Genomic DNA, 25857 nt, shown 5'->3' on the forward strand with positions numbered 1-25857 from the left:
ATTCATCAAGGAGCGACAGATGTCCAACGTTATGGAAGTTGATAAAGCCAAGGTCCAGCAATTTTCGGCGCGCATCATGGAGGATTACGGCAACACGCTGCGCGGCGCCATGCTCTACATCGGCGACCAGCTCGGTTTGTTCAAGGCTTTGGCCGACGGCCAGGCGGTGACCCTGGAAGAGTTGGCGCACAAGACCGGCTACAACGCACGTTACTTGCGCGAATGGCTGGGCAGCATGGCCACCGGCAATTATGTGACCTACGACGCGCAAACCCGCCGTTACCAAATGCCCGCCGAGTTTGTGCCGGTGCTGGCCGATGAAGATTCGCCGTATTTTGCCGGTGGCATTATCCAGCTGAGCGTGCCGTTCGTGAGCATGGCGCCCAAGGTCATCGAGGCCTTCCGCCATGGTGGTGGTTGCGCTGAAGAGGCGTTCCCGCTGGAAACCTGGAAAGGCATGGAGCGCATGACCATGCCCTGGTACAAGCACTACCTGGTCCAGCACTGGATTCCATCCCTGGACGGCGTCGAAGAGAAGCTCAAGACCGGCGGCAGTGTGCTGGATTTCGGCTGCGGTGCGGGCCTTGCAGCGATCACCATGGCCAAGGCCTACCCCGAGGCGCGCATTGTCGGCTGCGATTTCCACCTGCCTTCCATCGAGTTGGCGCGGGCCAACGCCGAGGCGGCTGGTGTGGGTGACCGGGTGCAATTCGAGGTGAACGACTCCGATGCCTTGCGCGGCCAGCAATTCGACTTCGTGACCACCTTTGTGGTGATCCACGATGCCACCGACCCTCAGCAGATGCTCAAGGATTTGCGCGCCGCCACGGCCGAAGACGGTACCTACCTGATGGTGGAGCTCAACCTGTCCGAGGAACTGCACGAGAACATGAACCTGTTCGGGCGCGTCATGTACCCGCAGAGCACCCTCTATTGCATGACCTGTTCGCTGTCCCACGGTGGGGCAGGGCTGGGGGCGTTCATGGGCGAGAAGCGTGCCCGCCAGATGGCTGAGGCAGCCGGGTTCAGCCGCTTTCGTAAAGTGCCTTCGCAGTGGCCACCGATGCCGGCGCTGTTCGAACTCAAGCCTTGATAGGAAGCATCCGCGAGTCGCTTTGCGCAGTAAGGCAATTTAATGGCCCCTTTGTAACAAAATCCTCGCCAAAATCACTTTTATTTTCAGGTGGTTAGGTGAGGATGCAAATGCGCTCTGTGGGAATGATGCTGATTGCCTGCTCCCTGGCCGGCGGCGCGACTGTCGCGCAGGCCAGGGAATTGCGCGAGGGTGACAAGTACATGTGCAGCTGGGGCGCAGGCACGGCCGCCAGGGCCCAGGAACTCAAGTTATCCGGCGTTTCGCTATACGCGGCCCGGCAGAAGATCCAGACCCTCAAGTTCAGCAAGTCGTGGATGCGCATGATGGCCATGGGCATCACCGAGCAGACCTATGACAGCCGCTCAAGGCTCAAGCCCGAGGCGATTCGTCAAAGCTTTTACCAGGATTGCCTGCGCTACAAGGTCGCGCGCAAGTAATCCGTAGCCCCGCACCAGCCGTGGGGCCTTTACAAATCCACGACAAACCCCGTGTGAGTATTTGCATACAATTGCGCACTTCTTGATGGAGGCGGGTATGCAAGTGCTGATTCGAACGGCGACACCTGATGACGTCGACACGCTGTGCGCGATTCGCACCTCGGTGGTGCAAAACCACCTGAGCCTTGAACAGATGGCTGGCCTGGGGATTACCCCGCAGGTATTGAGCGATACGTTGCGCGCAGCACCTTGCGGCTGGATCGCGGAAGTGGACGGCCAGGCGGCGGGGTTTTCCATGGTCGACCTGGATGAAGGTGAAGTGTTCGCAATGTTCGTGCTGCCATCGCACGAGAAGCTTGGGCTGGGCCGTCAACTGATGGCGGTGGCCGAGGCGGCCCTGTTTGAGCACCACGACACGCTCTACCTGGTGACTGATGGGCGTGATGAAATCCGGGCCAATGGGTTCTATCAGCGCCTGGGCTGGTCCGTCGTGGGCCCGGTCGATGGTGATGACGTTCGTTATGAAAAGAGCAGGGCGCCATAAGGCCATGAATGCCCCAGAGCCTCCATCGTCCAACGGCTTGCGCTACCTCGCGGTGGGTGTGCTGGGCATCGCCGTGCTGCTGGGGTTCTATTTCATTCAACTCAACGCCAAGGTCGACCGCCAGCGCGAAGAGGCGGCTGAACGCCTGACGCTGTGTCGTCATCTGGAGGCCGTGGTGGGCGCCACTGCTTCCAGTCGTGAGGCCCTTCAAGAAACATGCAAGCAGTTAAGTGAACAGTTACTTGAAAGCGCTACGCCCGATTAATAACCATTTTTTATACAGGGACTTACTGTCGTTACTTGCACCAAAAAGTAGCACGACTACTGCCTTCTACCTTAAAAAATATGTGGTTATTGAATGACTTACGACGCTTTCAATCCGACGAAAGGATTAAAATAATCTTGTTACATGTTTTTACAATCGCTACTATAGCCGGGCGTTCACCTCCCACGGTTTATGCATTTTTAAATCCCAAGTTTCCATCAGCTACTTGGGATTTTTTTTGCCCGCGATTTAATCTCGGCCTGTCGTTCATGGCCGGTGACGCCCTACTAAAGTGAGGGCTGGCTAACACTTTTGCATTAATTGTCCGGCGGCCGGCAAAACCTTATCTATGCTGCTTGCATCACCTCAATCGGGTAGAACCCAGGGACGGGGGGCTGATCATGATTTCCATCACCGAATTCAACCGCATCATGGCCTCAGGCTTCCTGCCGCTTGCGTGTGAGTGCTGCCTCAATAGTGACGGCTCGCTGCGCATCAGCGTGTTCGAGCCTGCGTCCGGTCGTGTCGACTTGCTGCTGACCCGCGTATCACCCGAAGGCCTGGACAGCATCCGTGCCATCTCTAACCTGATTGGTGAGTTGCGTACCGAGATAAAGGCCGGGCGCCGTGGGTTTGCTGCGGTAGGTTAAGGGCCGTCCAGCGCGTCAGAGGCGCCGCAGGAAGGATTTGACGATGTGGCGGGTAGTGTCTGTGGTATCCAGCTCGTCCACGGCGCTGTAGGCGTACCACTGGCAATCGACAATCTCATTGCACGGCCGCGCCTCGTCGATATTGACCACCGAGGCCTCGAACACATGGTGGACGGTGTCGCGGGCCTTGAGCTCCTGCAGGTACAGTAAGCCGTCCACGTTTAAACCGGTTTCTTCTTCCAGCTCGCGTTCCGCCGCGCCTACCGGGCGCTCGTGCGCTTCTACTTTCCCGCCGGGCAATGCCCATTTTGATCTGGCCTTGCGTACGAAGAGGATGTGCCCCTCACGTTCGCAAATGACGGTCGCCCTAATTTTCATCGAATGTGCCCCCGCGCCGGATGAATGTCATAAAAGTGTAATGCAATTGTCATGCTAAGTGGTTATGGCGCGCCAGGGCCGGTATGTGGATACTGCCCGATTGACGAATACGACCGAGGACATTAGATGAAGACCATACGCTGGGGCATGATCGGCTGTGGCAGTGTTACTGAATTGAAGAGTGGACCGGCTTTCTATAAAGCGCCAGGTTCGGCATTGGTCGCCGTGATGGGGCGGCGTGCCGAGGCGGTGCGCGATTATGCGGCGCGCCATGGCATTGCCCGTTGCTATACCGATGCCCAGGCCTTGATCGATGACCCCGAGGTGGATGCGGTCTACATTGCCACTCCGCCCGACAGTCACCTTGAGTACGCCCTGAGAGTGGCCGCGGCGGGCAAACATTGTTGCGTCGAAAAGCCGATGTCGCTGAATGCTGAACAGAGCGCGTTGATGCAGCGCACATTCGAGCGCGCCGGGCTGCACCTGTTTGTCTCCTACTACCGGCGTTCTTTGCCGCGCTTCCAGCAAGTGCGCACATGGCTGCACGAAGGCCGCATCGGTGAGTTGCGCCACCTGACCTGGACCTTGTGCAAACCCGCTGCCGTAACAGACTCCGACGCCACCAATTGGCGCACCGATCCGGCCATTGCCGGTGGCGGTTACTTTGCCGACCTGGCGAGCCATGGGTTCGACCTGTTCCAGTACCTGGCCGGGGACATCGTCGAGGTCTCAGGCTTTTCGGCGCGACAGGCTGGGCGCTACGCGGCAGAAGATGCCGTGACGGCCTGCTGGACATTTGCCAGCGGTGCATTGGGCATGGGCTGCTGGAATTTTGTGGCGGACCGACGCGAAGACCGAGTCGAACTGATCGGCAGTCGCGGTCGTATTCAGTTTTCGGTGTTCGAGGACCAGCCGCTGCGTCTTGAAGGCGAGACCACCGAGGTGTTGGACGTGCCGTGTCACACCCATATTCAATGGCACCACGTCCTGAACATGAACGCGCATATTCGTGGCGAGGCCGAGCATCCGTCGCTGGGCATCGAAGCGCTGAAGACCGATATCATCCTGGACAAGGTGTTACACCGTTACTCCCAGCATCCCTAGGCGTGGCGATAGCGTAAGGCTTTACTTTTTTAAAGGAATACCGGGATGAAATACTGGATGGTGGTGTGGCTGCTGATGGCCACCGCGGCAACGGCGGCGCCACGCAGCCAAGGGCAGGCGGGTGAGTTTGATTTCTATGTGCTATCGCTCTCGTGGTCACCCACGTTTTGCCTCACGCACCCAGGCAACGAGCAATGCTCAGGTAAAGGCTACGGCTTTGTGCTGCATGGTTTGTGGCCGCAATACGCGCGGGGAGGGTGGCCGGCGTCTTGTACACCGCAGACGCGCTTGAGCGAGGCAGAAATGGACAAGGGCGCGGCGCTGTTTCCCACCCGCACGCTGCTCAAGCATGAGTGGGCCAAGCATGGCACCTGCAGTGGGCTGGAGCCGTTGGAGTATCTGGAGAAGACCGATGTGGCGCTCGGTGCGGTTGCCATTCCGCAGCAACTGCAGCCGTTCAATACGCCGCCGTCATTGCAGGCCAACGAGATCGAGGCGCTGTTTCGCGAGAGCAACCCACGTATGGGCAACCACGGTATGGCGGTGATCTGCAAGGGCAAGGTGCTGTCGGAAGTGCGGGTGTGCCTGACCAAGGATCTCGCGTTTGCCGGTTGCCCGCGCAGTGTGAAGAGCCAGTGTCGGGGGGGCGATATTCGTATTCCCACCCAGCGCTGAGAAGTGCCCTGGATCCCACTATGAAAGCTGGCTTGTTGGGTCGCCGTATCGCTGCGATGGCGGCGTGCCAGCCGATAGCTATCTACCTGACGCCCCCGCGATCCAACTGTGGGAGCTGGCTTGCCTGCGAAGACGGCCTCACAGTCGACACCGTAATACCGAGTACCTATCCATTCCTGCGGTAACGGCTACTTAGGGTTCCGCCCTGACGGCGTCTCACTTTTGAAAAGCCGGAATGCCGGCCCAGACAAAAGTAAGCAAAACGCTCTTGCCCCACCACGTTACCCACGAATTCAAGCCTGCGTTCGGCCAGCGTGGTTTAACGGGGCGCCTGAGATCAAGATCACAAGCAGATCAAGATCAAGAGCGGCTGGCTCGCTTCGCATCGTGGTTACCTGTGGGCGGCACATTCGCATCTCTGTCGATTGAACGGCCGCCATCGCAGGCAAGCCAGCTCCCACAGTTGATCGCGGGGGCACTAATCAGATCGGCGTCCGTTTCTGAAGTACCCAGGGGCATTTTCTTCAATACCCTCGTGTCCCTGCGCGGTACCGTGATCTAAACCTCGTTTGGGATCACAAAAGGAACTGCAATGAGCTTGATTCTCTCCATGGCCGCCTTTGCCCTGGCCACGTCCATCACGCCGGGACCGGTGAATGTGGTCGCTTTAAGTTCTGGCGCACGTTTTGGTTTCGTCGCCAGCCAGAAACATGTCTTCGGCGCCGCCGTGGGTTTTACCTTGTTGTTGGTGTTGATCGGCCTGGGTTTGCATGAAGTATTGGTGCGCTGGCCGATCCTGATTCAATTGATCCGCTGGGGCGGCGTGGCGTTCTTGTTGTATATGGCTTGGAAGCTGGCCGTGGATGATGGCCGGCTGGACGCTGACGGTGCGCACACAGCGCCGTCGATGCTGTATGGCGCGATCATGCAGTGGCTCAACCCGAAAGCCTGGCTGGCGTGTGTGGCAGGCATGGGGTTGTTCGTGGCCGATGGCGATGCGGCGCAGGTGTGGTTGTTTGCCGCGCTTTACCTGGTGATCTGCTACCTGTCGGTGGCGTGCTGGGCGTATGCGGGGACTTTTTTACGCCGCTACTTGAACAATCCCAAAGGTGTGCGCCTGTTCAACCGCTCAATGGCCGCGTTGCTGGTGGCCAGTGTGGGTTATTTGCTGATGGCTTGAGGTTCTCGCGGTATTGCCCCGGCGTGGCCGCGAAGTGTTGTTTGAAGGTGCGCTGGAAGTGTGCCTGGTCGGCAAAGCCCGCGGCCAGGGCGACGTCGGCAATCAGTGCGCCATTGCGCAGTTGGCTGCGGGCGAACTGGATGCGTCGGTTGACCATGAAGGCGTGGGGCGTCAAGCCGTAATAGTGCTTGAATGCGCGGATCAGATAAGACGGCGACAGTTCGGCGGCCTGGCAGATGTCTTCGAGTTTCAAGGCCTGCGTGCAGTGGGCGCGGATGTAGTCGGCGGCGCGTTCCAGTTTGTGGTTGACCTCGCGTACCGGCGTCAGCGAAGGGTTCAGGCGCTGTTGCACCTCGGTGAAGTAACTCACTAGCGCGCTCTGTTTTTGCAGCAGTTCGGCCTGTTCATCCACTAGCGTGCGGTACAGGTCGAGCAAGCCGTGGTACAGCCCGGTGTCGCGAGTATGGGGTGTGTCGAATGGCCGGTAGCCCTGGTCGGTACTGAACCCCAACTGGTATTGCAGGTCGGTCAGCCACGGCGTGTCGAGGTACAGCATGTGGTAGGACCAGGGCTGGTCATGGATGGGGTTGCACGCATGCACATCGCCGGGGTTCATCAGCACCACGGTGCCGGCGCTGATTTCGAAGGTGTGCGCGCCGTAGTGGTAATAGCTGCAGCCCGTGGTGATCGCGCCGATGGAAAAATGCTCATGGGCGTGTCGGGTATAGGTGACCTTGCGCCCGTCGGCGATGCTGCGGGCTTCGATGAACGGCAGGCGTTCGTCGCGCCAGAAGCGCGGCGTGTCTGCGGGACGGGTGATCGGGCTGAGCGACATGGCGTTATTTCTCCTGCATTCTCACCCGCGTTACCTCAGGCCGGTACCAGAAAAGCGGCCTTGAGCAACTGCCGGGTATAGGCATGTTGCGGGTCGGCAAAAATAGCCTGGGCATCGCCTTGCTCCACCACCTGGCCTTGCTTGACCACCATCAATTGGTGACTCAGCGCCTTCACCACCGCCAGGTCATGGCTGATAAACAGGTAGGTCAGGTTGTACTTGGCCTGCAAGCCGCGCAGCAACTCTACCACCTGGCGTTGTACCGTGCGGTCCAGGGCCGAGGTGGGTTCGTCCAGCAGGATCAGGCGCGGCTTGAGCACCAGCGCTCGGGCGATAGCGATGCGTTGGCGCTGGCCGCCGGAGAATTCATGGGGGTAGCGATGCCGGGATTCGGGGTCCAGGCCCACTTCCTTGAGCGCCGCGATAATCGCCGCTTCCTGTTCGGCGGGCGTGCCCATCTTGTGGATACGCAGGCCTTCGCCAACGATCTCGCTGACGCACATGCGCGGGCTCAGGCTGCCGAACGGGTCCTGGAACACCACCTGCATTTCCCGGCGCAACGGGCGCACCTGCTGTTGGCTGAGGCGGTCCAGTTGCTGGCCTTCGAAGCGAATCCCGCCCTGGCTGCCGATCAGGCGCAAAATTGCCAGGCCCAGGGTGGACTTGCCCGAGCCACTTTCGCCAACGATGCCCAGGGTTTGGCCCTGGGGCAGGCTGAAGTTGATGCCGTCCACAGCCTTGACGTAATCGACGGTATTGCGCAAAAAGCCTTTCTTGATCGGAAACCAGACTTTCAGGTCGTCCACTTCCAGCAGCGGAGGGCCGACATCATTGTTGGCTGGCCCACCACTGGGCTCCGCCGCGAGCAATTCCTGGGTGTAGGGATGCTGGGGCGACTGGAACAGTGTCTCGCAATCGGCCTGTTCAACGATGCAACCTTGCTGCATCACACACACACGGTGGGCGATGCGCCGTACCAGGTTGAGGTCGTGGCTGATCAGCAGCAGCGCCATGCCCAGCCGCGCCTGCAGCTCCTTGAGCAATTCCAGGATCTTCAACTGCACGGTGACATCCAGCGCCGTGGTCGGCTCGTCGGCAATCAACAACTCCGGCTCGTTGGCCAGAGCCATGGCGATCATCACTCGCTGGCGCTGGCCGCCGGACAGCTCGTGAGGCAACGCCTTGAGGCGTTTGTGTGGCTCGGGGATACCCACCAGCTCCAGCAATTCCAACGTGCGCTGGGTGGCGACCTTGCCGGTCAGGCCCTTGTGCAGGCCGAGCACCTCGTTGATCTGTTTTTCGATGGAGTGCAGCGGGTTCAACGAGGTCATCGGCTCCTGGAAGATCATCGCAATACGATTGCCGCGTATATGCCGCAGGGTCTTCTCTTTGAGCGTCAGCAGGTCTTGCCCTGAATACTCGATAGTGCCCGACGGATGCCTGGCCAACGGGTAGGGCAGCAGGCGCAGGATCGAATGGGCGGTGACCGATTTGCCCGAACCGCTTTCACCCACCAGCGCCAGAGTTTCGCCGCGCTTGATGTCGAAGCTGACGTGGTTGACCACCCGGTGGTGATGCTCGCCGGTGACGAATTCGACACTGAGGTCGCGGATTTCGATCAGATTGTCCGGATTCATCTCATTTCCTCGGGTCGAACGCATCGCGAGCGGACTCGCCGATAAACACCAACAAGCTCAACATGATCGCCAGCACCGCGAAGGCACTCATGCCCAGCCACGGCGCTTGCAGGTTGGATTTGCCCTGCGCCACCAGCTCACCCAGCGACGGCGAACCTGCCGGCAGCCCGAAGCCGAGAAAGTCCAAGGCGGTCAGGGTGCCAATGGCGCCGGTAAGGATGAAGGGCAGGAAGGTCATGGTCGAGACCATCGCATTGGGCAGAATGTGACGGAACATGATCGCGCCGTTCTGCATGCCCAGCGCCCGCGCCGCGCGTACGTATTCCAGGTTACGACCGCGCAGGAACTCGGCGCGCACCACATCCACCAGGCTCATCCAGGAAAACAGCAGCATGATCCCCAGCAGCCACCAGAAGTTGGGTTGCACGAAGCTGGCCAGGATGATCAGCAGGTAGAGCACCGGCAAGCCGGACCAGATCTCCAGGAAACGTTGCCCGGCCAGGTCGACCCAACCGCCATAAAAGCCCTGCAAGGCGCCGGCAATCACGCCGATGATCGAGCTGAGTATGGTCAGGGTCAGGGCGAAGAGCACCGACACGCGAAAGCCGTAGATCACCCGCGCGAGCACATCGTGCCCCTGGTCATCGGTGCCCAGCAGGTTGACCGAGGACGGCGGCGCCGGGGCCGGGACTTTCAGGTCGTAATTGATGCTCTGGTAGCTGAACGGAATCGGTGCCCACAAGGTCCAGGCATCCTTGGCTTTCAGCAGCTCCTGGATGTACGGGCTCTTGTAGTTGGCTTCCAGCGGGAATTCACCGCCGAAGGTAGTCTCCGGGTAGCGCTTGAGCGCCGGGAAGTACCAGCCACCGTCGAAATGCACTGCCAGGGGCTTGTCGTTGGCGATCAACTCGGCGCCCAGGCTCAGCACGAACAGCACCAGGAACAGCCACAGCGACCACCAGCCACGCTTGTTGGCCTTGAACCGCTCGAACCGGCGGCGATTGAGGGGGGACAGGTTCATCTCAATGCTCCCGGCTGGCAAAGTCGATACGTGGATCGACCAGGGTGTAGGTGAGGTCGCCGATCAGTTTCACGATCAGCCCCAGCAGGGTGAAGATAAACAGCGTGCCGAACACCACCGGGTAGTCACGGTTGATCGCCGCTTCAAAGCTCATCAGGCCCAGGCCGTCGAGGGAGAAGATCACCTCCACCAGCAACGAGCCGGTAAAGAAGATGCCAATGAAGGCCGAAGGGAAACCGGCGATCACCAGCAGCATGGCGTTGCGGAACACGTGGCCATACAGCACGCGGCGGTTGGTCAGGCCCTTGGCCTTGGCGGTGACCACGTACTGCTTGTTGATCTCGTCGAGAAAGCTGTTCTTGGTCAGCAGGGTCATGGTCGCAAAGTTGCCGATCACCAGGGCGGTGACGGGCAGCGCCAGGTGCCAGAAGTAATCGAGGATCTTGCCGCCCCAGCTCAACTCCTCGAAGTTGTTGGAGGTGAGCCCGCGCAAGGGGAACCAGTCGAAATAACTGCCACCGGCAAACACCACGATCAGCAGAATCGCAAACAGGAACGCCGGTATCGCGTAGCCGACGATGATCGCCGAGCTGGTCCACACATCGAAATGGCTGCCGTGGCGCGTGGCCTTGGCGATCCCCAGGGGGATGGACACCAGGTACATGATCAGGGTGCTCCACAACCCGAGGGAAATGGACACCGGCATCTTCTCCTTGATCAGGTCGATGACCTTGGCGTCCCGGAAAAAGCTGTCACCGAAGTCCAGCTGGGCGTAGTTCTTGACCATGATCCACAAGCGTTCCGGCGCCGACTTGTCGAAGCCGTACATCTTTTCGATTTCCTTGATCAGCGCCGGGTCCAGTCCCTGAGCGCCACGGTAGCTGGAACCGGCCACCGCGACTTCGGCGCCGCCGCCAGCAATGCGGCTGGTGGCGCCGTCGAAGCCTTCGAGCTTGGCGATCATCTGCTCCACCGGGCCGCCGGGAGCGGCCTGGATGATGACGAAGTTGATCAACAAGATCCCGAACAGCGTGGGAATGATCAGCAACAGGCGGCGAACAATATAGGCCAGCATTTAATCGCCTCCGCTCGCCGCATCGGCGCGTGTGTCCAGGGGGACGGCAGGTGTGACGTCGGGTTTGCTCCACCAGGTCGCGGTGCCGACGTCGTAGCGTGGCGAGACCTTGGGGTGGCCCAGGTGGTCCCAGTACGCGACGCGAAAGGTCTTGATGTGCCAGTTGGGAATCACGTAGTAACCAAACTGCAGCACACGATCCAGCGCCCTGGCGTGGGCGATCAGGCTTTGGCGCGAACCGGCGTCGATCAGCTCTTCCACCAACTGGTCGACCGCGGGGTCCTTGAGGCCCATGTAGTTGCGGCTGCCGGGCTTGTCGGCGCTGGAGGATTTCCAGAACTCGCGCTGCTCGTTACCCGGCGAGGTGGATTGCGGGAAGCTGCCCACCAGCATGTCGAAGTCGCGCGAGCGCAGGCGGTTGACGAACTGCGAGACGTCCACGCGACGAATCACCAGGTCGATGCCCAGGTCTGCCAGGTTGCGCTTGAACGGCAGCAGGATGCGCTCGAACTCGGTCTGGGCCAGCAAAAACTCTATGGTCACTGGCTTGCCGGTGCTGTCGACCATTTTGTCGTCAACAATCTTCCAGCCCGCTTCCTGCAGCAGTTGGTAGGCCTCGCGTTGCTGTGTGCGGATCATGCCGCTGCCGTCGGTGTGGGACGGTTCGAATGCCTGGGTGAAGACTTCGCCAGGGATCTTGTCGCGCAGCGGCTCGAGAATCGCCAGCTCGTCCGGACCGGGTAGGCCGGTGGCGGCCATTTCCGAGTTTTCGAAATAGCTGCGGGTACGGGTGTAGGCACCGTTGAACAGTTGCTTGTTGCTCCACTCGAAATCCAGCAGCAGGCTGATGGCCTTGCGCACCCGCACGTCCTGGAACATCGGCTTGCGCATGTTGAACACAAAACCCTGCATGCCGGTGGGGTTGCCGTTGGGGATTTCTTCCTTGATCAATCGGCCTTCTTTCACCGCTGGAATGTTGTAGGCATTGGCCCAGTTCTTGGCGCTGAACTCCAGCCAGTAGTCGAACTGCCCGGCCTTCAAGGCTTCCAGGGAGACAGTGCTGTCGCGGTAGTAATCGGTGATGCGGGTATCGAAGTTGTAGAAGCCCTTATTGACCGGCAGGTCCTTGGCCCAATAATCCTTGACCCGCTCGTAGCGAATCATGCGGCCCGGCTTGACCTCGGTCACCTGGTAAGGCCCGCTGCCCAAGGGGATTTCCAGGTTGCCCTTGGAAAAATCCCGGCTGGCCCACCAGTGTTTGGGCAGTACTGGCAGCTGCCCAAGGATCAACGGCAACTCGCGGTTGTTGGTGCGCTTGAACTTGAACAGCACGCGCAACGGGTCTTCGGCCACCACCTCATCGACGTCGGCGTAGTAGTTGCGGTACAGCGGGTTGCCTTCCTTGATCAGGGTCTGGAAGGTAAACACCACGTCTTCGGCGCGTATCGGGTGGCCGTCATGGAAGCGCGCTTCGGGGCGCAGATAGAAGCGCACCCAGCTGTTGTCCGGGGCTTTTTCGATCTTGCCGGCCACCAGGCCGTATTCGGTGATGGGTTCGTCCAGGCTTTGCATGGCCAGGGTGTCGTAGATCAGTGGCAGGTTGTCTGCCGGTACGCCCTTGCTGATATAGGGGTTGAGGCTGTCGAAGCCGCCCATGGCCGATTCGCGGAAGGTTCCGCCCTTGGGGGCGTCGGGGTTTACATAGTCAAAATGCTTGAAGTCGGCGGGGTACTTGGGGGGCTCGTTGTAGAGAGTCAGCGCATGCTGAGGCGCGGCGTGCGCCGCGGTGCACAGCAACAGGCTGGCGAGCAGGGTAGTACGCAAGGACATCATTGGGCTTTCTCCGAAGCTTTCAGCCACCATGCGCTCAGGCCCAGGCTGTAGGGCGGCGTGGTGACGAAGGCGAACCGGTTGCGGTACGCCAGGCGATGATAGTTGAGGTACCAGTTGGGAATGCTGTAGTGCTGCCACAGCAGCACCCGGTCCAGGGCGCGGCCGGCAGCCAGTTGTTCTTCGCGGGTCTGCGCCGCCAGCAGTTGGTCCAGCAGGTGGTCGACCACCGGGTTGGCGATACCGGCGTAATTCTTGCTGCCTTTGATTGCGGCCTGGCTGGAGTGGAAGTACTGCCACTGCTCAAGGCCGGGGCTCAAGGTCTGGTTGAGAGTCATCAAAATCATGTCGAAATCGAATTGATCGAGGCGCTGTTTGTACTGTGCGCGGTCAACGGTACGCAAGCGGGCGTCGATGCCGATGCGGGTCAGATTTTCGACATAGGGTTGCAGGATGCGCTCGAGGTTCGGGTTGACCAGCAGGATTTCCAGGCGCAGCGGTTGCCCGTCCTTATCCAGCAGGCGCTGCCCTGACAGTTTCCAGCCGGCCTCGCTGAGCAGGGCCAGGGCCTGGCGCAGGGTTTCGCGGGGAATGCCACGGCCATCGGTGTGCGGCAGACTGAACGGTTGGGTAAACAGCGCAGCCGGCAGTTGGCCGCGGTAGGGCGAGAGCATCAACCACTCATGGCCCACGGGCAGGCCGGTGGCCGAGAATTCACTGTTGGGGTAATAGCTCACCGAACGCTTGTAGGCGCTGCTGAACAGCGTGCGGTTGGTCCATTCAAAATCGAACATCAACCCCAGGGCTTCACGCACTTTGGCCTGGCTGAATGCCGGTCGCCGGGTATTCATGAACAGGCCCTGGCTCTGGGTGGGGATCTGATGGGCGATCTGCGCCTTGATCACATCGCCGCGGTTGACCGCCGGGAAGTTGTAGCCGGTGGCCCAGTTCTTGGCCTGATGCTCGATATAAATGTCGAATTCACCGGCCTTGAAGGCTTCAAAGGCCACGTCGCTGTCGCGATAGAACTCCACTTCGACCTTGTCGTAGTTATAGAAACCCTGGTTGACCGGCAGGTCTTTGCCCCAGTAATCCTTGACCCGTTCAAACACCAGTTGCCGCCCAGGCGCAACCTTGGTGATGCGGTAAGGTCCACTGCCCAGGGGCGGCTCGAAGGTGGTTGCCTTGAAGTCACGGTTTTTCCAATAGTGCAGGGGCAGCACCGGCAACTCGCCCAGGCGCAGGATCAGCAAGGGGTTGCCGGCGCGCTTGAACACAAAGCGGATACGGTGAGGGTTGAGGATATCGACCCGGGCCACTTCCTGCAGGTTGGTGCGGTACTGCGGGTGGCCTTCGGTCAGCAGGGTGCGATAGGAGAACGCCACGTCAGCGGCGGTGATCGGCTTGCCGTCGTGAAAGCGTGCTTCGGGGCGCAGGTTGAACACCACCCAACTGCGGTCTTCGCTGTATTCCACCGATTGGGCAATCAGGCCATAGCTTGAGGTGGGTTCATCGCCCGACGGCGCGTATTGCCCGGTGCCCACCATCAAGGGTTCATTGAGCTCGTTGACGCCGTACTGCAGGAAGTTGGCGGTGGAAACCGGGCTTGAACCTTTGAAGGTGTAGGGGTTGAGCGTATCGAAGGTGCCAAATGCCATCACCCGCAATGTCCCGCCTTTGGGCGCTGCAGGGTTTACCCAATCGTAATGGGTGAATTTGGCCGGGTACTTGAGTGTGCCGAACTGCGCATAACCGTGGCTTTCGGTGATCGTCGCGTTCGCCGCAAAGCTCAAGGCCAGACTTATTAGTAGAAGGAGGGGACGCTTCAAGTCAGAGATCCGATCCAGGCGGCTTGGGCTTTATGATCGGTACAGTAACAGCTTGTTCCGGTTGGAAAAAGGCTGTCGGGAAGGCCATTTTGCGGACTGCAAGCTATTGGACGGTGTGAAGGTCAAATGTGGGAGCTGGCTTGCCTGCGATAGCATCACTGCGGTCTGACTGATAGACCGAGGTGCCTGCATCGCAGGCAAGCCAGCTCCCACACAAGCCAGCTCTCCCCGAGGTATTAGCGCGGCCCGGAAACCACCAGCATCTGCCCTGGTTTCAATGCCTGGCCGGTGCGCGGGTTCCAACGCTTGAGATGTTGCATCTCGACGTTGAAGCGCTTGGCCACCATGTACAGCGAGTCACCTTTCTTGACCTTGTACTGCACCGGTTTTTTCGCCGCGACTTTACGCGTGTCCTGCATCACCAGGGTCTGGCCGACCTTGAGGGCCTGGCCGTTGAGCTTGTTCCAGCGCTGCAGGTCATGCACATCGACCTTGTTGGCCTTGGCGATCAGCGTGAGGTTGTCGCCACTGCGTACCTTGTAGCTGCGGGTACGCCCTGCGACCGCCTTGGTCTCGACTTCGTCGAATACCGGCTTCTTGGGGCGCATGCTCAGCAATTCTTCCGGCTTCATCGTCGAAAGGGTGCTGGTCAGCAGTTGGGCCTTGGAGGTCGGCACCAGCAGATGCTGGGGGCCGTCCAGGGTGGTGCGTTGTTTCAAGGCCGGGTTGAGCTGAAACAGTTCGTCTTCGTCGATCTCGGCCAGCGCGGCAACCCGTGACAGGTCCATGCTTTGCTTGACTTCAACGACCTCGAAGTACGGCGTGTTGGCAATCGGGTTCAGGTTGACGCCGTAGGCTTCGGGCGCCAGTACCACCTGGGACAAGGCCAGGAACTTGGGCACATAGTCCTTGGTTTCCTGGGGCAGGGGCAGGTTCCAGTAGTCGGTGGGCAGGCCGAGCTTTTCGTTGCGCTCGATCGCCCGGCTGACGGTGCCTTCGCCGGCGTTATAGGCCGCCAGGGCCAGCAGCCAGTCGCCGTTGAACATGTCATGCAGACGCGTCAGATAGTCCAGGGCGGCGGTGGTGGAGGCGGTGATGTCGCGGCGGCCATCGTAGGCGCGGGTCTGGCGCAGGTTGAAGTAGCGCCCGGTGGAGGGAATGAACTGCCACAAGCCCACCGCATCGCTGCGCGAATAGGCCATCGGGTTGTAGGCACTTTCAATCACTGGCAGCAGCGCCAGTTCCAGAGGCATGTTGCGTTCTTCAAGGCGTTCGACGATGTAATGAATGTAGAGGCTGCCGCGTTCGCCGGCATTCTCCAGAAAGGAGGGGTTGCTGGCGAACCACAGGCGCTGTTGCTCGATGCGCGGGTTGACGCCGACACCGTCCTGCAATTGAAAGCCCCGACGCATGCGTTCCCAGACGTCCTGGGGTACTTCGGGGCTGGGCTTCTCTGATAGCCAAATAGGTTTTTGCTTGATCTTGGCAGCAAGATTCGGTTTGGGTTGCACGGTGGATTGTGCAGCGTAATGAGTCGATTGGCAGCCCGCCAGAGTTGCGGAAACGGCCACCGCCACGGCTTGAGCCAGGCGGGTCAATGCGTCTGAAGAAATGGATTTACGAATAGATGACGACATTGGCTGGAAGTAAGTTCCGGGCAAAAATGTCGGGCGATTCTAGAAAGCGCTTTGGTTCCGGTCAACCATTCAGAAATTACGTATCAGATTGCATCTGGTTAGAACTTATCTTTCCAAGCCCTCAAGCTAGCAAACACCTCGGCCCCAGAGCGGTTGTCGCGGCCGTTCCGTTCGTCCGCTTTTTGTTTAACGGATGTTTCAGCGGTGCGCAGAAAAGGGTTAGTACGTTTTTCCAGGGCCAGGTTGGAGGGCAGCGTCATCTCGCCACGGGCGCGAAGTTGGGCGACATTTTCCACCCGTTCGGCGATGTCGGCATTGTGCGGTTCCACGGCTTGGGCAAATTTCAAGTTACTTTGCGTGTATTCATGGGTGCAGTACACCTGCGTATCGGCGGGCAGGGCGGCCAGGCGTTCCAGAGAGTTGTACATCTGTTCGGGTGTACCTTCGAACAGGCGACCGCAACCGGCGGCGAACAAGGTATCGCCACACAGCAATACGCCTTGGTGATAAAAGGCGATGTGGCCGAGGGTGTGGCCTGGCACGGCGTACACGTCGAAGTCCCAGCCCAGCACGCGGATATGGTCGTTATCGTGCAAGGCCACATCCCGCGCCGGGATCTTTTCGTTGGCAGGGCCATAAACCTTGGCGCCGGTGGCATTTTTCAGTTGCTCGACACCGCCTACATGATCATGGTGATGATGGGTAACCAGTATGTCGCTGAGGCGCCACTCGGCATTCTGCTTGAGCCAGGCCAGCACTGGCGTGGCATCGCCGGGGTCGACCACGGCGCAGCGCTGGGTCGTAGGGTCTTGTAACAACCAGATGTAGTTGTCGGTAAAGGCGGGTAGGGCACTGATCTGTATCATTCTTCGATTCGCCAAGCTGAACACATTGGTGCATCTTAGAACGTCTAGGCGAGTTGGAGAATGCAATGACTGATAAAGCGTTCGCCCAGGCCGATCCTGAGTGGCTGGCCCTGATCAGCGCGGCCCGCGAATGGTTGTCCGGGCCGATTGGGCAGTTTTTGCTGGAAGAAGAGCGGCGCATGCTCGAAGACGAGCTGGGCCGGTTCTTTGGTGGCTACCTGGTGCATTACGGACCGTCGGCCGACACGCCTCCATCGGCGCCGCAGGTGCAACGCAATGTGCGCCTGGGTGCACCGTTGCCGGGCGTGGAGATCGTCTGCGAGGAACAGGCCTGGCCCTTGAGCGAACACGCCGCCGATGTGGTGGTGTTGCAGCACGGCCTGGATTTCTGCCTGTCGCCCCACGGTTTGTTGCGCGAAGCGGCGAGCAGCGTGCGCCCTGGTGGCCATTTGCTGATTGTCGGCATCAACCCCTGGAGCAGTTGGGGCCTGCGCCGTGTGTTCGCCCATGACGGACTGCGCCAGGCGCGTTGCATCGCGCCATCGCGTGTGGGCGACTGGCTCAACCTGCTGGGCTTCGCGCTGGAGAAACGCCGCTTCGGGTGCTATCGTCCGCCGCTTGCGACTGCCAAGTGGCAGGGCCGTCTGGCCGGTTGGGAACGCCGGGCAGGAGCCTGGCAGCTGTCGGGTGGCGGCTTCTATTTATTGGTCGCACGCAAGATCGTGGTCGGTCTGCGACCGTTGCAGCAAATGCGCCGCGAGCCGATCGGCAAGCTCGTGCCGATGCCGTTGGCCAAGGTCAACCGCGAACAAGGCGAACCGTAAAACCTCTTTTTGATTTCAGGCCGAATAACCGATGACCGATAGCGTAGAACTCTTCACCGATGGCGCCTGCAAAGGCAACCCGGGCCCAGGCGGCTGGGGCGCCTTGCTGGTGTGCAAGGGCGTGGAGAAGGAACTGTGGGGCGGCGAAGCCAATACCACCAATAACCGTATGGAATTGATGGGCGCCATTCGCGGCCTCGAAGAACTCAAGCGGCGTTGCAACGTACTGCTGGTGACCGACTCGCAATATGTGATGAAGGGCATCAACGAGTGGATGGTCAACTGGAAAAAACGCGGCTGGAAAACGGCGGCCAAGGAGCCGGTCAAGAACGCCGACCTGTGGCAATTGCTCGATGAACAGTGCAATCGTCACGACATCACCTGGAAATGGGTACGCGGGCACATCGGCCATCCTGGCAACGAGCGCGCCGACCAGTTGGCCAACCGTGGCGTGGATGAAGTGCGCGGCTACAAGCAGAGCTGAATCAGCGACACCGCGGCGGCCGTTCGAGCCGCTGCTTCACCGCCGCCATTGCGTGTGGCGAATCTACCAGCACGGCATTGAGCTTCAGGCAGGCATACTTTGGCCTGATCACAAAGATGCCGTGAGTGTTGTCGCTTATAGAGCCAGGATTGCACGGGCGAGTTGTTCGTCCGTGCATCGCAGGTCCACTCTTGTCTGGCGAATATGCCGCAAGGCTGACTCCAACTGGACACCGCGTATTGCACCTTCGCTTGCGACAAACGATGCGGCATCGGCCTTGGCCGCCAGCACAATCTTGTCGTCCTTGAAGCTGCTGCTGGTGCCGCCCGTGGCACTCATCGACAGGCTCACCAAGGCGTCAGTGGTCATCACGAAACTGGTGGCTTGCGCACCGGCAGCGCTGAACAGGCAGGGGATGAACAGCCATTTCAGGTTGAACATGAGTCAGTGAATTCCGTATCTGGAGGAGGCGCGCAGGTTAGCGACGAGGGACGTAGAAAACCGCAGCAAGTTTGCGAAACCTTGTAAATAACTGTTGGGTGTCCACCGGTGATTGGGTGCCATGGGCGCTTCGTTTACAGAGCGTGCTAATATCCCGCCCCTTGAACTGTACCGAACCGTTGAGAGCTGAACCCTGATGGCCATCCGATCTGTTGTACTCGATACCGAAACCACCGGCATGCCGGTGACCGATGGTCACCGGATCATCGAAATCGGCTGTGTCGAACTGATGGGGCGCCGCCTGACCGGCCGCCACTTCCACGTCTACCTGCAACCGGACCGCGACAGTGACGAGGGCGCGATTGGCGTCCACGGCATCACTGACGAATTCCTCAAGGGCAAGCCGCGCTTCGCCGAAGTGGCCGATGAGTTCTTCGAATTCATCAATGGCGCCCAGTTGATCATCCATAACGCGGCGTTCGACATCGGCTTCATCAACAACGAATTTGCCCTGATGGGGCAGACTGACCGTGCGGACATCTCCCAGCACTGTACGATCCTCGATACCTTGATGATGGCCCGCGAGCGTCACCCGGGCCAGCGCAACAGCCTCGATGCCTTGTGCAAGCGCTATGGCGTCGACAACTCCGGCCGTGAACTCCACGGCGCCTTGCTTGACTCCGAGATCCTGGCCGACGTTTACCTGACCATGACCGGCGGGCAGACCAGCCTGTCCCTGGCCGGTAATGCATCCGATGGCAGCGGTTCGGCGGAAGGGTCGGGCAACCGCCCTTCGGAAATCCGCCGCTTGCCAGCTGATCGCAAGCCGACGCCGATCATCCGTGCCAGCGAGCAGGACCTGGCCGAGCATGCGGCAAGGCTGGAGGCGATTGCCAAGGCAGCCGGTGCGCCGGCGTTGTGGACTCAACTCACTCAGCAATAACCGCTCATGTAGGAGCAGGCTTGCAGCCATGGGTACTTACACAGTTGCATCTGTGGCGAGGGAGCTTGCTCCCGTGACGGCCTGCCAGCCAACACCTATCTACCTGACGCTGCGCGATCAAACTGTGGGAGCTGGCTTGCCTGCGATAGCGGCCTGCCAGCCAACGCCTATCGACCTGACGCCCCGCGATCAAATTGTGGGAGCGGGCTTGCTCGCGAATGCGGCCTGACTGTCAACACGGTTGGATTGAGTACATATCCATTGCTGCGGTAACGGCCATTTAGCGTTCCGCTCTGACAGCGGGTCACTTTGGAAAAGCCGGAATGCCGGCCCAGCCCACCGACATTTGGATTGCGGAGCCTCAGGTAGATAAGTGTCGGCTGGCAGGCCGTCATCGCAGGCAAGCCAGCTCCCACAGTTTGATCGCGGGGTGTCAGGTAGGTATGGCCCGGCAGGCGGGCCGTCACGGGAGTAAGCTCCCTCGCGACAGGTTCAGCCCCGTACCGAAGTTATATAAATACCTCTCGACCACCTGTGAAATCTTCATTCGCCACTTTTGCTTCCAGCTTCTACCCTTGTGCAAAGCCTCCGGAGTAAGAGTGCTCATGTACAAAGACCTGAAGTTCCCTGTTCTGATCGTGCACCGTGACATCAAGGCCGACACCGTTGCCGGTGACCGGGTTCGAGGCATCGCCAGGGAGTTGGAACAAGAGGGCTTCAGTATTTTTTCTGCGGTGGACTACGCCGAGGGGCGGCTGGTGGCCGCTACCCATCACGGTCTGGCCTGCATGCTGATTGCCGCCGAAGGCGCCGGGGAAAACACTCATCTGTTGCAGAACATGGTGGAGTTGATTCGCTTGGCGCGCCTGCGCGCACCCAACCTGCCGATCTTTGCGCTGGGCGAGCAAGTCACCCTGGAAAACGCGCCCGCCGATGCCATGAGCGAGCTCAACCAGCTGCGCGGCATTCTTTATCTGTTCGAAGACACCGTGCCGTTTCTGGCGCGCCAGGTCGCCCGCGCCGCACGCACGTACCTGGATGGCCTGTTGCCGCCGTTCTTCAAGGCGCTGGTGCAACACACCGCCGATTCCAATTATTCCTGGCACACCCCCGGTCATGGCGGTGGCGTGGCCTATCGCAAAAGCCCGGTGGGGCAGGCGTTTCATCAGTTCTTCGGGGAAAACACCCTGCGCTCTGACTTGTCGGTATCGGTGCCCGAACTGGGCTCGCTGCTCGATCACACCGGGCCCTTGGCCGAAGCCGAGGCCCGCGCCGCGCGCAACTTTGGCGCCGACCATACGTTCTTCGTGATCAACGGCACGTCCACCGCCAACAAGATCGTCTGGCATTCCATGGTGGGGCGCGATGACCTGGTGCTGGTAGACCGCAATTGCCACAAGTCGGTGTTGCATTCGATCATCATGACCGGCGCGATCCCGCTGTACCTGTGCCCGGAGCGCAACGAGCTGGGGATCATCGGCCCGATCCCCCTGAGCGAATTCAGCCCTGAGTCGATCCGCGCCAAGATCGACGCCAGCCCCTTGACCCGTGGGCGACCACCGAAAGTGAAATTGGCGGTGGTGACCAACTCCACCTATGACGGCCTGTGTTACAACGCCGAACTGATCAAGCAACAACTGGGCAACAGTGTCGAGGTGCTGCATTTTGATGAGGCCTGGTATGCCTACGCCGCCTTTCACGAGTTCTTCGCCGGGCGTTATGGCATGGGTACCTCGCGCACGCCGGACAGCCCCTTGGTGTTCACCACCCACAGTACGCATAAGTTGCTGGCGGCATTCAGCCAGGCGTCGATGATCCACGTGCAGGACGGCGGCGCACGGCAACTGGACCGTGACCGCTTCAATGAAGCCTTCATGATGCATATCTCCACCTCGCCGCAATACAGCATCATCGCGTCGCTGGATGTGGCTTCGGCAATGATGGAAGGCCCGGCCGGGCGCTCGCTGCTTCAGGAAATGTTCGACGAGGCCTTGAGTTTCCGTCGCGCCCTGGCCAACTTGCGCCAGCATATCGCGGCCGAAGACTGGTGGTTTTCCATCTGGCAGCCACCCTCGGTCGCGGGCATTGACCGGGTCGCCACGGCGGATTGGTTGTTGCACCCTGGGGATGAGTGGCATGGCTTTGGCGACGTGGTAGAGGACTACGTGCTGCTGGACCCGATCAAAGTCACGCTCGTGATGCCTGGCCTCAACGCCGGTGGGGCCTTGAGCGAGTGTGGGATTCCCGCTGCAGTGGTCAGCAAGTTCCTCTGGGAGCGCGGGCTGGTGGTGGAGAAGACTGGGCTGTATTCGTTTCTCGTGCTGTTTTCCATGGGCATTACCAAAGGTAAATGGAGCACCTTGCTCACCGAGCTGCTGGAGTTCAAGCGTAGCTACGATGCCAATGTCAGCCTGGCCACTTGCTTGCCGTCGGTGTATGCCCAAGGCCCGGCACGCTATCAAGGCCTGGGGCTGCGTGACCTTTGCGACCAGTTGCACAGCTGTTACCGTAGCAATGCCACGGCCAGGCACCTCAAGCGTATGTATACGGTATTGCCGCAAATCGCGATGAAACCCGCCGATGCCTACGACCAGTTGGTCAGGGGCGAGGTGGAGGCGGTCTGCATCGATGCCTTGGCAGGACGCATCGCTGCCGTGATGCTGGTGCCTTACCCTCCGGGCATACCACTGATCATGCCCGGCGAACGCTTCACCGAGTCAACCCGTTCAATCATCGATTACCTGGCATTTGCCCGCACGTTCGATAGCAGTTTCCCCGGTTTTGTCGCGGATGTGCATGGGCTGCAACACGAAGATGACGGCAGTGGCCGTCGTTATACCGTCGACTGCATCAAGGGTTAAGGAAGTCTATGCAAGCTGTAATGAACCCGAAGTATCCAGGGCTCAGTGTGCGAGTCGCCGACGAAGGTTTTGATGCCTATGTGTGGGGCAATGATTTCAGCTTTGAAGTCAGTGCCTATGGGGTGCCGCAAATGGGCCAGCGCGTCGAACAATGGCCGGTGGAAAAAGTGCTGCCGTACCGCAAGTGCTATGGCATCGACCCGGAAGAGTTCGCCAGTTTCCGTGATGCCGCCGACAGCTCGATCTTCATGGCGTACCTGGATGACCGCGCAGTGGGGCATATCGTGGTCAGCACCAACTGGAACGGTTTCGCCCATGTTGACGAGTTGGCTGTGGCGTTGCCGGCGCGCCGACATGGCGTGGCCAAGTCGTTGTTGGACGTGGCGCAGTTCTGGGCCCGCAAGAAGAACCTGCCGGGCATGATGCTTGAGACCCAGAACAACAACCTCGGCGCCTGTCGCCTGTATGAGCGTTGTGGCTATGTAATGGGCGGCATCGATCACCTGCGTTATCGCGGGATTGACCCGCAAACCCGCGAGGTCGCGATTTTCTGGTATCGGTTGTTCAAGGCGCAAGTGGAGGCTGTCTGACCCCTGTAGGCGCGAGCTTGCTCGCGAAAAACGCCAAGGCGCCGCGTTGCATAAGGATGAGCGTGTGATCGTTCACGTTCTTCGCGAGCAAGCCCGCTCCTACGGGGACTTGGTGTCGTTGCCAAGCAGGCTTTCGGCTTTCTGGATGACGATTTCCAGCAGCGCATTCAATGCCGGGGAGGGCGCAGCGTCTTTCAAGGTCAACGCATACAGGCTGACCACTATCGGTGGTGACACCGGGCACGCATCAAGCCCGGACTCTCGTGCACCCAAGGCAGTGAACGGGTCGACAATCGCCAGGCCTTCTCCGGCCTCCACCAAGCCGCGCATCATCGGGTAGGTTTGCACCCGCGTCTGCACCACGGGCAGCGGCCGCAGGGCGTGCAGCTTGGCATCCAGCAAGCGGCTGAGCGGGTCATGGCCTTCAAGGCCGATCAGGGACTGGCCGGCCAACTCCTGCAGCGCAATGTATTTTTGCTTGGGCTTGAGCCAGCCATGGGGGGCCAGCAACTGCAATTTGCCTTGGGCCAGCACCGTGCTCTGGATCTGTGGATGTTCTGGGTCATGCAGGCTCAGGCCCACATCGGCTTCATGCAACAGCAGGCTGTTGATGATCTCGCCAACTGGCTGGCTCGACAGGTTGCACGGCATGTCCTGGAAGCGTCGACGCAGTGCAGCAATGCTCTGGGGCAACAGTTGGTTGGCCAACGGCGGCGTGCACAGCGCGCGCAGGGGCGGCGCATGATGGTGTTTCAAGCGGCTGGCAAGGCGTTGCAACGGCTCCAGGGCTTCATACAGAGCAGTGATTTGTGCCTGCAATTCCAGGGTTTCCCGGGTGGCCTGCAAACGCCCGCGCACGCTGGCGAACAGCATGAAGCCCAATTGCTGCTCAGCGTCCTTGAGAGTGGCGTCTACTTCGCCCACGGGGAGTTGCAACCACTCGGCGGCGGTGCCGAGGTGGCCGGTCTGCAAGATGGCCTGAATCACTTCGATATGACGTAAACGCATGGCCGGAGTCTATGTGCAGTGCGCAGGGGATTCAATGGCGCAGGCCTTCGTGCGCAAAAAAGACTGCCGGGGTCGTCCCGGCCTATGGCGCTCAGCCAGGACCCCATTAGAATGGCGGGTCCGATCAGCAACGACCCCTGCCGGTTTCCCGGTACTTAAAATAAAAAACAGGTCTGGTCTCATATGCCTCTACCCTCGACTTTCTTCGGGGTAACGGCCAAGCAACTCGTGGTCCTGGTGACCGTGGGATGCCTGGCGGCTTACTTCTTCAATCATCAGGATGAACCGACGCCGGACAATCTTGCACTGGAAGCCTTTATTCGCTCCCAGCAACAGGTGGGCGAGCAGGTGGGCGCAGTCGTGGGGATCACCCTGGTCAGGGAGGTGGAGGCTTACCCCGCGTACAATGCGGCAGGTTACAAGCGTTCGATGTTTACCGTGCAAGGGGAGCACGGCCAGGTGCTGGTGACGCTCAAGCAAGACGAGCAGGGCATAGAGGTGACGCAGATCCGCCGCCCATGAACGTCCCCAGCCCAGCCGCCAGGACTGAGCAGGTGAACAAGGCAAGCGCTTACGATGCCAGAGTGGTTTCGGACTCGCGCACGAGAATGGTGCCCGACTGGATCAGTTTGAATTCATCACCTTCCAGCTTTTCTACACGGTCGCCAATGGCCAGCTTGTAGGTCGTGGTGGGCGTCGATCCGGGCAGGTCGCCTTGCGCCGGGTTGGATTCCTGAAACTCATGCACCGAATAAACGCGGCCTTCCGCGTCTCTGGCATGAAACTGTCCAACAAGTACTGCAGCCATCTGTTTAGAACCTCTGGAGATAAACACTCGATTTGCGGTTCTGTAGACCGTCAGGGAGCGGGGTAGTTTACCTGTAAGAAAAAAATACTATTCGCTGATATTTTCAGACGCTTCCTACGCAAGTGCTTGCAAGGAAAACGGCGAGGGAATCCGCACAACCCTCTGGTGAACGCGTCGCGAAGCCTCTATAACTACAGGCTCCTTTATTCAGAAGTCGGGAAACCTCAATGAGCAAGGTCTACACGATTGCCGTCCTGGTGGGCAGCTTGAGAAAAGAGTCGATCAACCGCAAGGTCGCCCTGGCCCTGGCCGAACTGGCCCCTGCCAATCTCAAGTTGAACATTGTTGAAATCGGCGACTTGCCGCTCTACAACGAGGACATCGACGGTGCAACACCGCCCGCAGCCTACAGTACTTTCCGCAAACAAGTGAGTTCATCCGACGCGGTGCTGTTCGTCACCCCCGAATACAACCGCTCCGTGCCGGCGGCCTTGAAAAATGCCATTGACGTGGGCTCGCGCCCATACGGGCAGAGCGCCTGGAGTGGCAAGCCGGGGGCGATCATCAGCGTGTCGCCGGGTGCCATTGGCGGCTTTGGCGCCAACCACCATTTGCGCCAGTCCCTGGTGTTCCTGGATGTGTGGTGCATGCAACAGCCGGAAGCCTATCTGGGCGGGGCAGGCAGTGTGTTCGATGAGGCGGGGAAGGTGTCGGACAAGACCAAGCCGTTCCTGCAGGCATTCATCGATGCCTACGGCAAGTGGGTAGAAAAGCAGAAAGGCTGAAATTAGCCCGGCACCTGTAGGAGCGAGCTTGCTCGCGAAAAACTCGACGACAAC

Annotated in this window: 27 protein-coding genes; 15 read left to right on the forward strand and 12 right to left on the reverse strand. The window is 59.9% G+C overall.

What is annotated here, in order from left to right; translation table 11 throughout:
• Positions 1-19: 19 nt before the first annotated feature.
• From JFT58_RS19165 to JFT58_RS19185, 5 genes are all read left to right on the forward strand, one after another.
• The gene (locus JFT58_RS19165; RefSeq protein WP_014718237.1) at positions 20-1093 is read left to right on the forward strand and encodes a class I SAM-dependent methyltransferase; all 1074 of its coding nucleotides are present in this window, start codon (positions 20-22) and stop codon (positions 1091-1093) included.
• Positions 1094-1203: 110 nt separating this feature from the next.
• Complete coding sequence (locus JFT58_RS19170) at positions 1204-1533, forward strand: hypothetical protein (RefSeq protein WP_003191756.1); 330 nt, start codon at positions 1204-1206, stop codon at positions 1531-1533.
• A 97-nt stretch (positions 1534-1630) separates the two neighbouring features.
• Positions 1631-2077: a GNAT family N-acetyltransferase gene (locus tag JFT58_RS19175; RefSeq protein WP_034126087.1), complete on the forward strand. Its 447-nt coding sequence runs from the start codon at positions 1631-1633 to the stop codon at positions 2075-2077.
• Positions 2078-2081: 4 nt separating this feature from the next.
• Positions 2082-2342, forward strand: a complete 261-nt coding sequence (locus tag JFT58_RS19180; RefSeq protein ID WP_032900704.1) for a hypothetical protein — start codon at positions 2082-2084, stop codon at positions 2340-2342.
• A gap of 401 nt (positions 2343-2743) precedes the next feature.
• On the forward strand, positions 2744-2992 hold the full coding sequence (locus tag JFT58_RS19185; protein WP_003191753.1) for a DUF1652 domain-containing protein: 249 nt from the start codon (positions 2744-2746) through the stop codon (positions 2990-2992).
• A gap of 15 nt (positions 2993-3007) precedes the next feature.
• Here the strand turns inward: JFT58_RS19185 and JFT58_RS19190 are convergent, their stop codons facing one another.
• Positions 3008-3370, reverse strand: coding sequence for an NUDIX hydrolase (locus JFT58_RS19190; RefSeq protein ID WP_054897491.1), 363 nt, complete (start codon positions 3368-3370; stop codon positions 3008-3010).
• Between the two features lie 126 nt (positions 3371-3496).
• Here JFT58_RS19190 and JFT58_RS19195 point away from each other — a divergent pair, with 126 nt between their 5' ends.
• From JFT58_RS19195 to JFT58_RS19205, 3 genes are all read left to right on the forward strand, one after another.
• Positions 3497-4474, forward strand: coding sequence for a Gfo/Idh/MocA family protein (locus JFT58_RS19195; protein ID WP_054897492.1), 978 nt, complete (start codon positions 3497-3499; stop codon positions 4472-4474).
• A 45-nt stretch (positions 4475-4519) separates the two neighbouring features.
• Positions 4520-5149 carry a ribonuclease T2 family protein gene (locus tag JFT58_RS19200; protein WP_034126082.1) on the forward strand — a complete coding sequence of 210 codons (630 nt, stop codon included), beginning with the start codon at positions 4520-4522 and terminating at the stop codon, positions 5147-5149.
• A 592-nt stretch (positions 5150-5741) separates the two neighbouring features.
• On the forward strand, positions 5742-6329 hold the full coding sequence (locus JFT58_RS19205; protein WP_054897493.1) for a LysE family translocator: 588 nt from the start codon (positions 5742-5744) through the stop codon (positions 6327-6329).
• On the opposite strand, the gene JFT58_RS19210 is transcribed toward JFT58_RS19205, so the two are convergent.
• The 8 genes from JFT58_RS19210 to gloB form a co-directional block, all read right to left on the reverse strand.
• Positions 6271-7164 carry an AraC family transcriptional regulator gene (locus JFT58_RS19210; RefSeq protein ID WP_034126080.1) on the reverse strand — a complete coding sequence of 298 codons (894 nt, stop codon included), beginning with the start codon at positions 7162-7164 and terminating at the stop codon, positions 6271-6273. The genes JFT58_RS19205 and JFT58_RS19210 overlap by 59 nt on opposite strands.
• 35 nt (positions 7165-7199) lie before the next feature.
• Positions 7200-8801, reverse strand: a complete 1602-nt coding sequence (locus JFT58_RS19215) for an ABC transporter ATP-binding protein (protein WP_014718252.1) — start codon at positions 8799-8801, stop codon at positions 7200-7202.
• Between the two features lies 1 nt (position 8802).
• Entirely contained in the window at positions 8803-9822 is a 1020-nt protein-coding gene (locus JFT58_RS19220; RefSeq protein ID WP_198834496.1) for an ABC transporter permease, read from the reverse strand.
• Between the two features lies 1 nt (position 9823).
• The gene (locus tag JFT58_RS19225) at positions 9824-10897 is read right to left on the reverse strand and encodes a microcin C ABC transporter permease YejB (protein WP_034126078.1); all 1074 of its coding nucleotides are present in this window, start codon (positions 10895-10897) and stop codon (positions 9824-9826) included.
• Complete coding sequence (locus JFT58_RS19230) at positions 10898-12730, reverse strand: extracellular solute-binding protein (RefSeq protein WP_054897494.1); 1833 nt, start codon at positions 12728-12730, stop codon at positions 10898-10900. It abuts the gene before it with no gap.
• A complete protein-coding gene (locus JFT58_RS19235) occupies positions 12727-14556 on the reverse strand; it encodes an extracellular solute-binding protein (protein WP_054897495.1) in 1830 nt (609 codons plus the stop codon). Before JFT58_RS19235 ends, JFT58_RS19230 begins: the two co-directional genes overlap by 4 nt.
• Before the next feature lie 236 nt (positions 14557-14792).
• Positions 14793-16193, reverse strand: coding sequence for a transglycosylase SLT domain-containing protein (locus JFT58_RS19240; RefSeq protein ID WP_003190692.1), 1401 nt, complete (start codon positions 16191-16193; stop codon positions 14793-14795).
• A gap of 98 nt (positions 16194-16291) precedes the next feature.
• Entirely contained in the window at positions 16292-17059 is a 768-nt protein-coding gene (gloB, locus tag JFT58_RS19245) for a hydroxyacylglutathione hydrolase (protein WP_034126075.1), read from the reverse strand.
• A 65-nt stretch (positions 17060-17124) separates the two neighbouring features.
• Between gloB and JFT58_RS19250 the strand changes: the two genes are divergently transcribed.
• The gene (locus tag JFT58_RS19250; protein WP_054897496.1) at positions 17125-17883 is read left to right on the forward strand and encodes a class I SAM-dependent methyltransferase; all 759 of its coding nucleotides are present in this window, start codon (positions 17125-17127) and stop codon (positions 17881-17883) included.
• Positions 17884-17914: 31 nt separating this feature from the next.
• A complete protein-coding gene (gene rnhA / locus JFT58_RS19255; protein WP_003173571.1) occupies positions 17915-18367 on the forward strand; it encodes a ribonuclease HI in 453 nt (150 codons plus the stop codon).
• A gap of 135 nt (positions 18368-18502) precedes the next feature.
• Here the strand turns inward: rnhA and JFT58_RS19260 are convergent, their stop codons facing one another.
• Positions 18503-18808 (reverse strand): DUF2388 domain-containing protein, encoded by a 306-nt coding sequence (locus JFT58_RS19260; protein ID WP_054897498.1) that lies wholly within the window; start codon positions 18806-18808, stop codon positions 18503-18505.
• 202 nt (positions 18809-19010) lie between these two features.
• On the opposite strand from JFT58_RS19260, the gene dnaQ reads away from it, so the two are divergent.
• The 3 genes from dnaQ to JFT58_RS19275 all read left to right on the forward strand — a co-directional run bounded on the left by dnaQ (position 19011) and on the right by JFT58_RS19275 (position 23202).
• Positions 19011-19751, forward strand: a complete 741-nt coding sequence (gene dnaQ / locus JFT58_RS19265) for a DNA polymerase III subunit epsilon (RefSeq protein WP_164692278.1) — start codon at positions 19011-19013, stop codon at positions 19749-19751.
• A 605-nt stretch (positions 19752-20356) separates the two neighbouring features.
• Positions 20357-22612 carry an Orn/Lys/Arg decarboxylase N-terminal domain-containing protein gene (locus JFT58_RS19270; RefSeq protein WP_054897499.1) on the forward strand — a complete coding sequence of 752 codons (2256 nt, stop codon included), beginning with the start codon at positions 20357-20359 and terminating at the stop codon, positions 22610-22612.
• A gap of 20 nt (positions 22613-22632) precedes the next feature.
• A complete protein-coding gene (locus JFT58_RS19275; RefSeq protein ID WP_054897500.1) occupies positions 22633-23202 on the forward strand; it encodes a GNAT family N-acetyltransferase in 570 nt (189 codons plus the stop codon).
• Between the two features lie 99 nt (positions 23203-23301).
• Here JFT58_RS19275 and JFT58_RS19280 read toward each other — a convergent pair whose 3' ends face one another.
• On the reverse strand, positions 23302-24210 hold the full coding sequence (locus JFT58_RS19280; RefSeq protein WP_054897501.1) for a LysR substrate-binding domain-containing protein: 909 nt from the start codon (positions 24208-24210) through the stop codon (positions 23302-23304).
• Positions 24211-24393: 183 nt separating this feature from the next.
• On the opposite strand from JFT58_RS19280, the gene JFT58_RS19285 reads away from it, so the two are divergent.
• The gene (locus JFT58_RS19285) at positions 24394-24732 is read left to right on the forward strand and encodes a hypothetical protein (protein ID WP_054897502.1); all 339 of its coding nucleotides are present in this window, start codon (positions 24394-24396) and stop codon (positions 24730-24732) included.
• 49 nt (positions 24733-24781) lie between these two features.
• On the opposite strand, the gene JFT58_RS19290 is transcribed toward JFT58_RS19285, so the two are convergent.
• On the reverse strand, positions 24782-25018 hold the full coding sequence (locus tag JFT58_RS19290) for a hypothetical protein (RefSeq protein WP_054897503.1): 237 nt from the start codon (positions 25016-25018) through the stop codon (positions 24782-24784).
• A 227-nt stretch (positions 25019-25245) separates the two neighbouring features.
• On the opposite strand from JFT58_RS19290, the gene JFT58_RS19295 reads away from it, so the two are divergent.
• Positions 25246-25803: an NADPH-dependent FMN reductase gene (locus tag JFT58_RS19295; RefSeq protein ID WP_003190705.1), complete on the forward strand. Its 558-nt coding sequence runs from the start codon at positions 25246-25248 to the stop codon at positions 25801-25803.
• The last annotated feature ends 54 nt before the right edge of the window (positions 25804-25857 follow it).

Source organism: Pseudomonas sp. MF6767, from assembly GCF_016405475.1.
Classification (GTDB): Bacteria; Pseudomonadota; Gammaproteobacteria; order Pseudomonadales; family Pseudomonadaceae; genus Aquipseudomonas; species Aquipseudomonas paracarnis.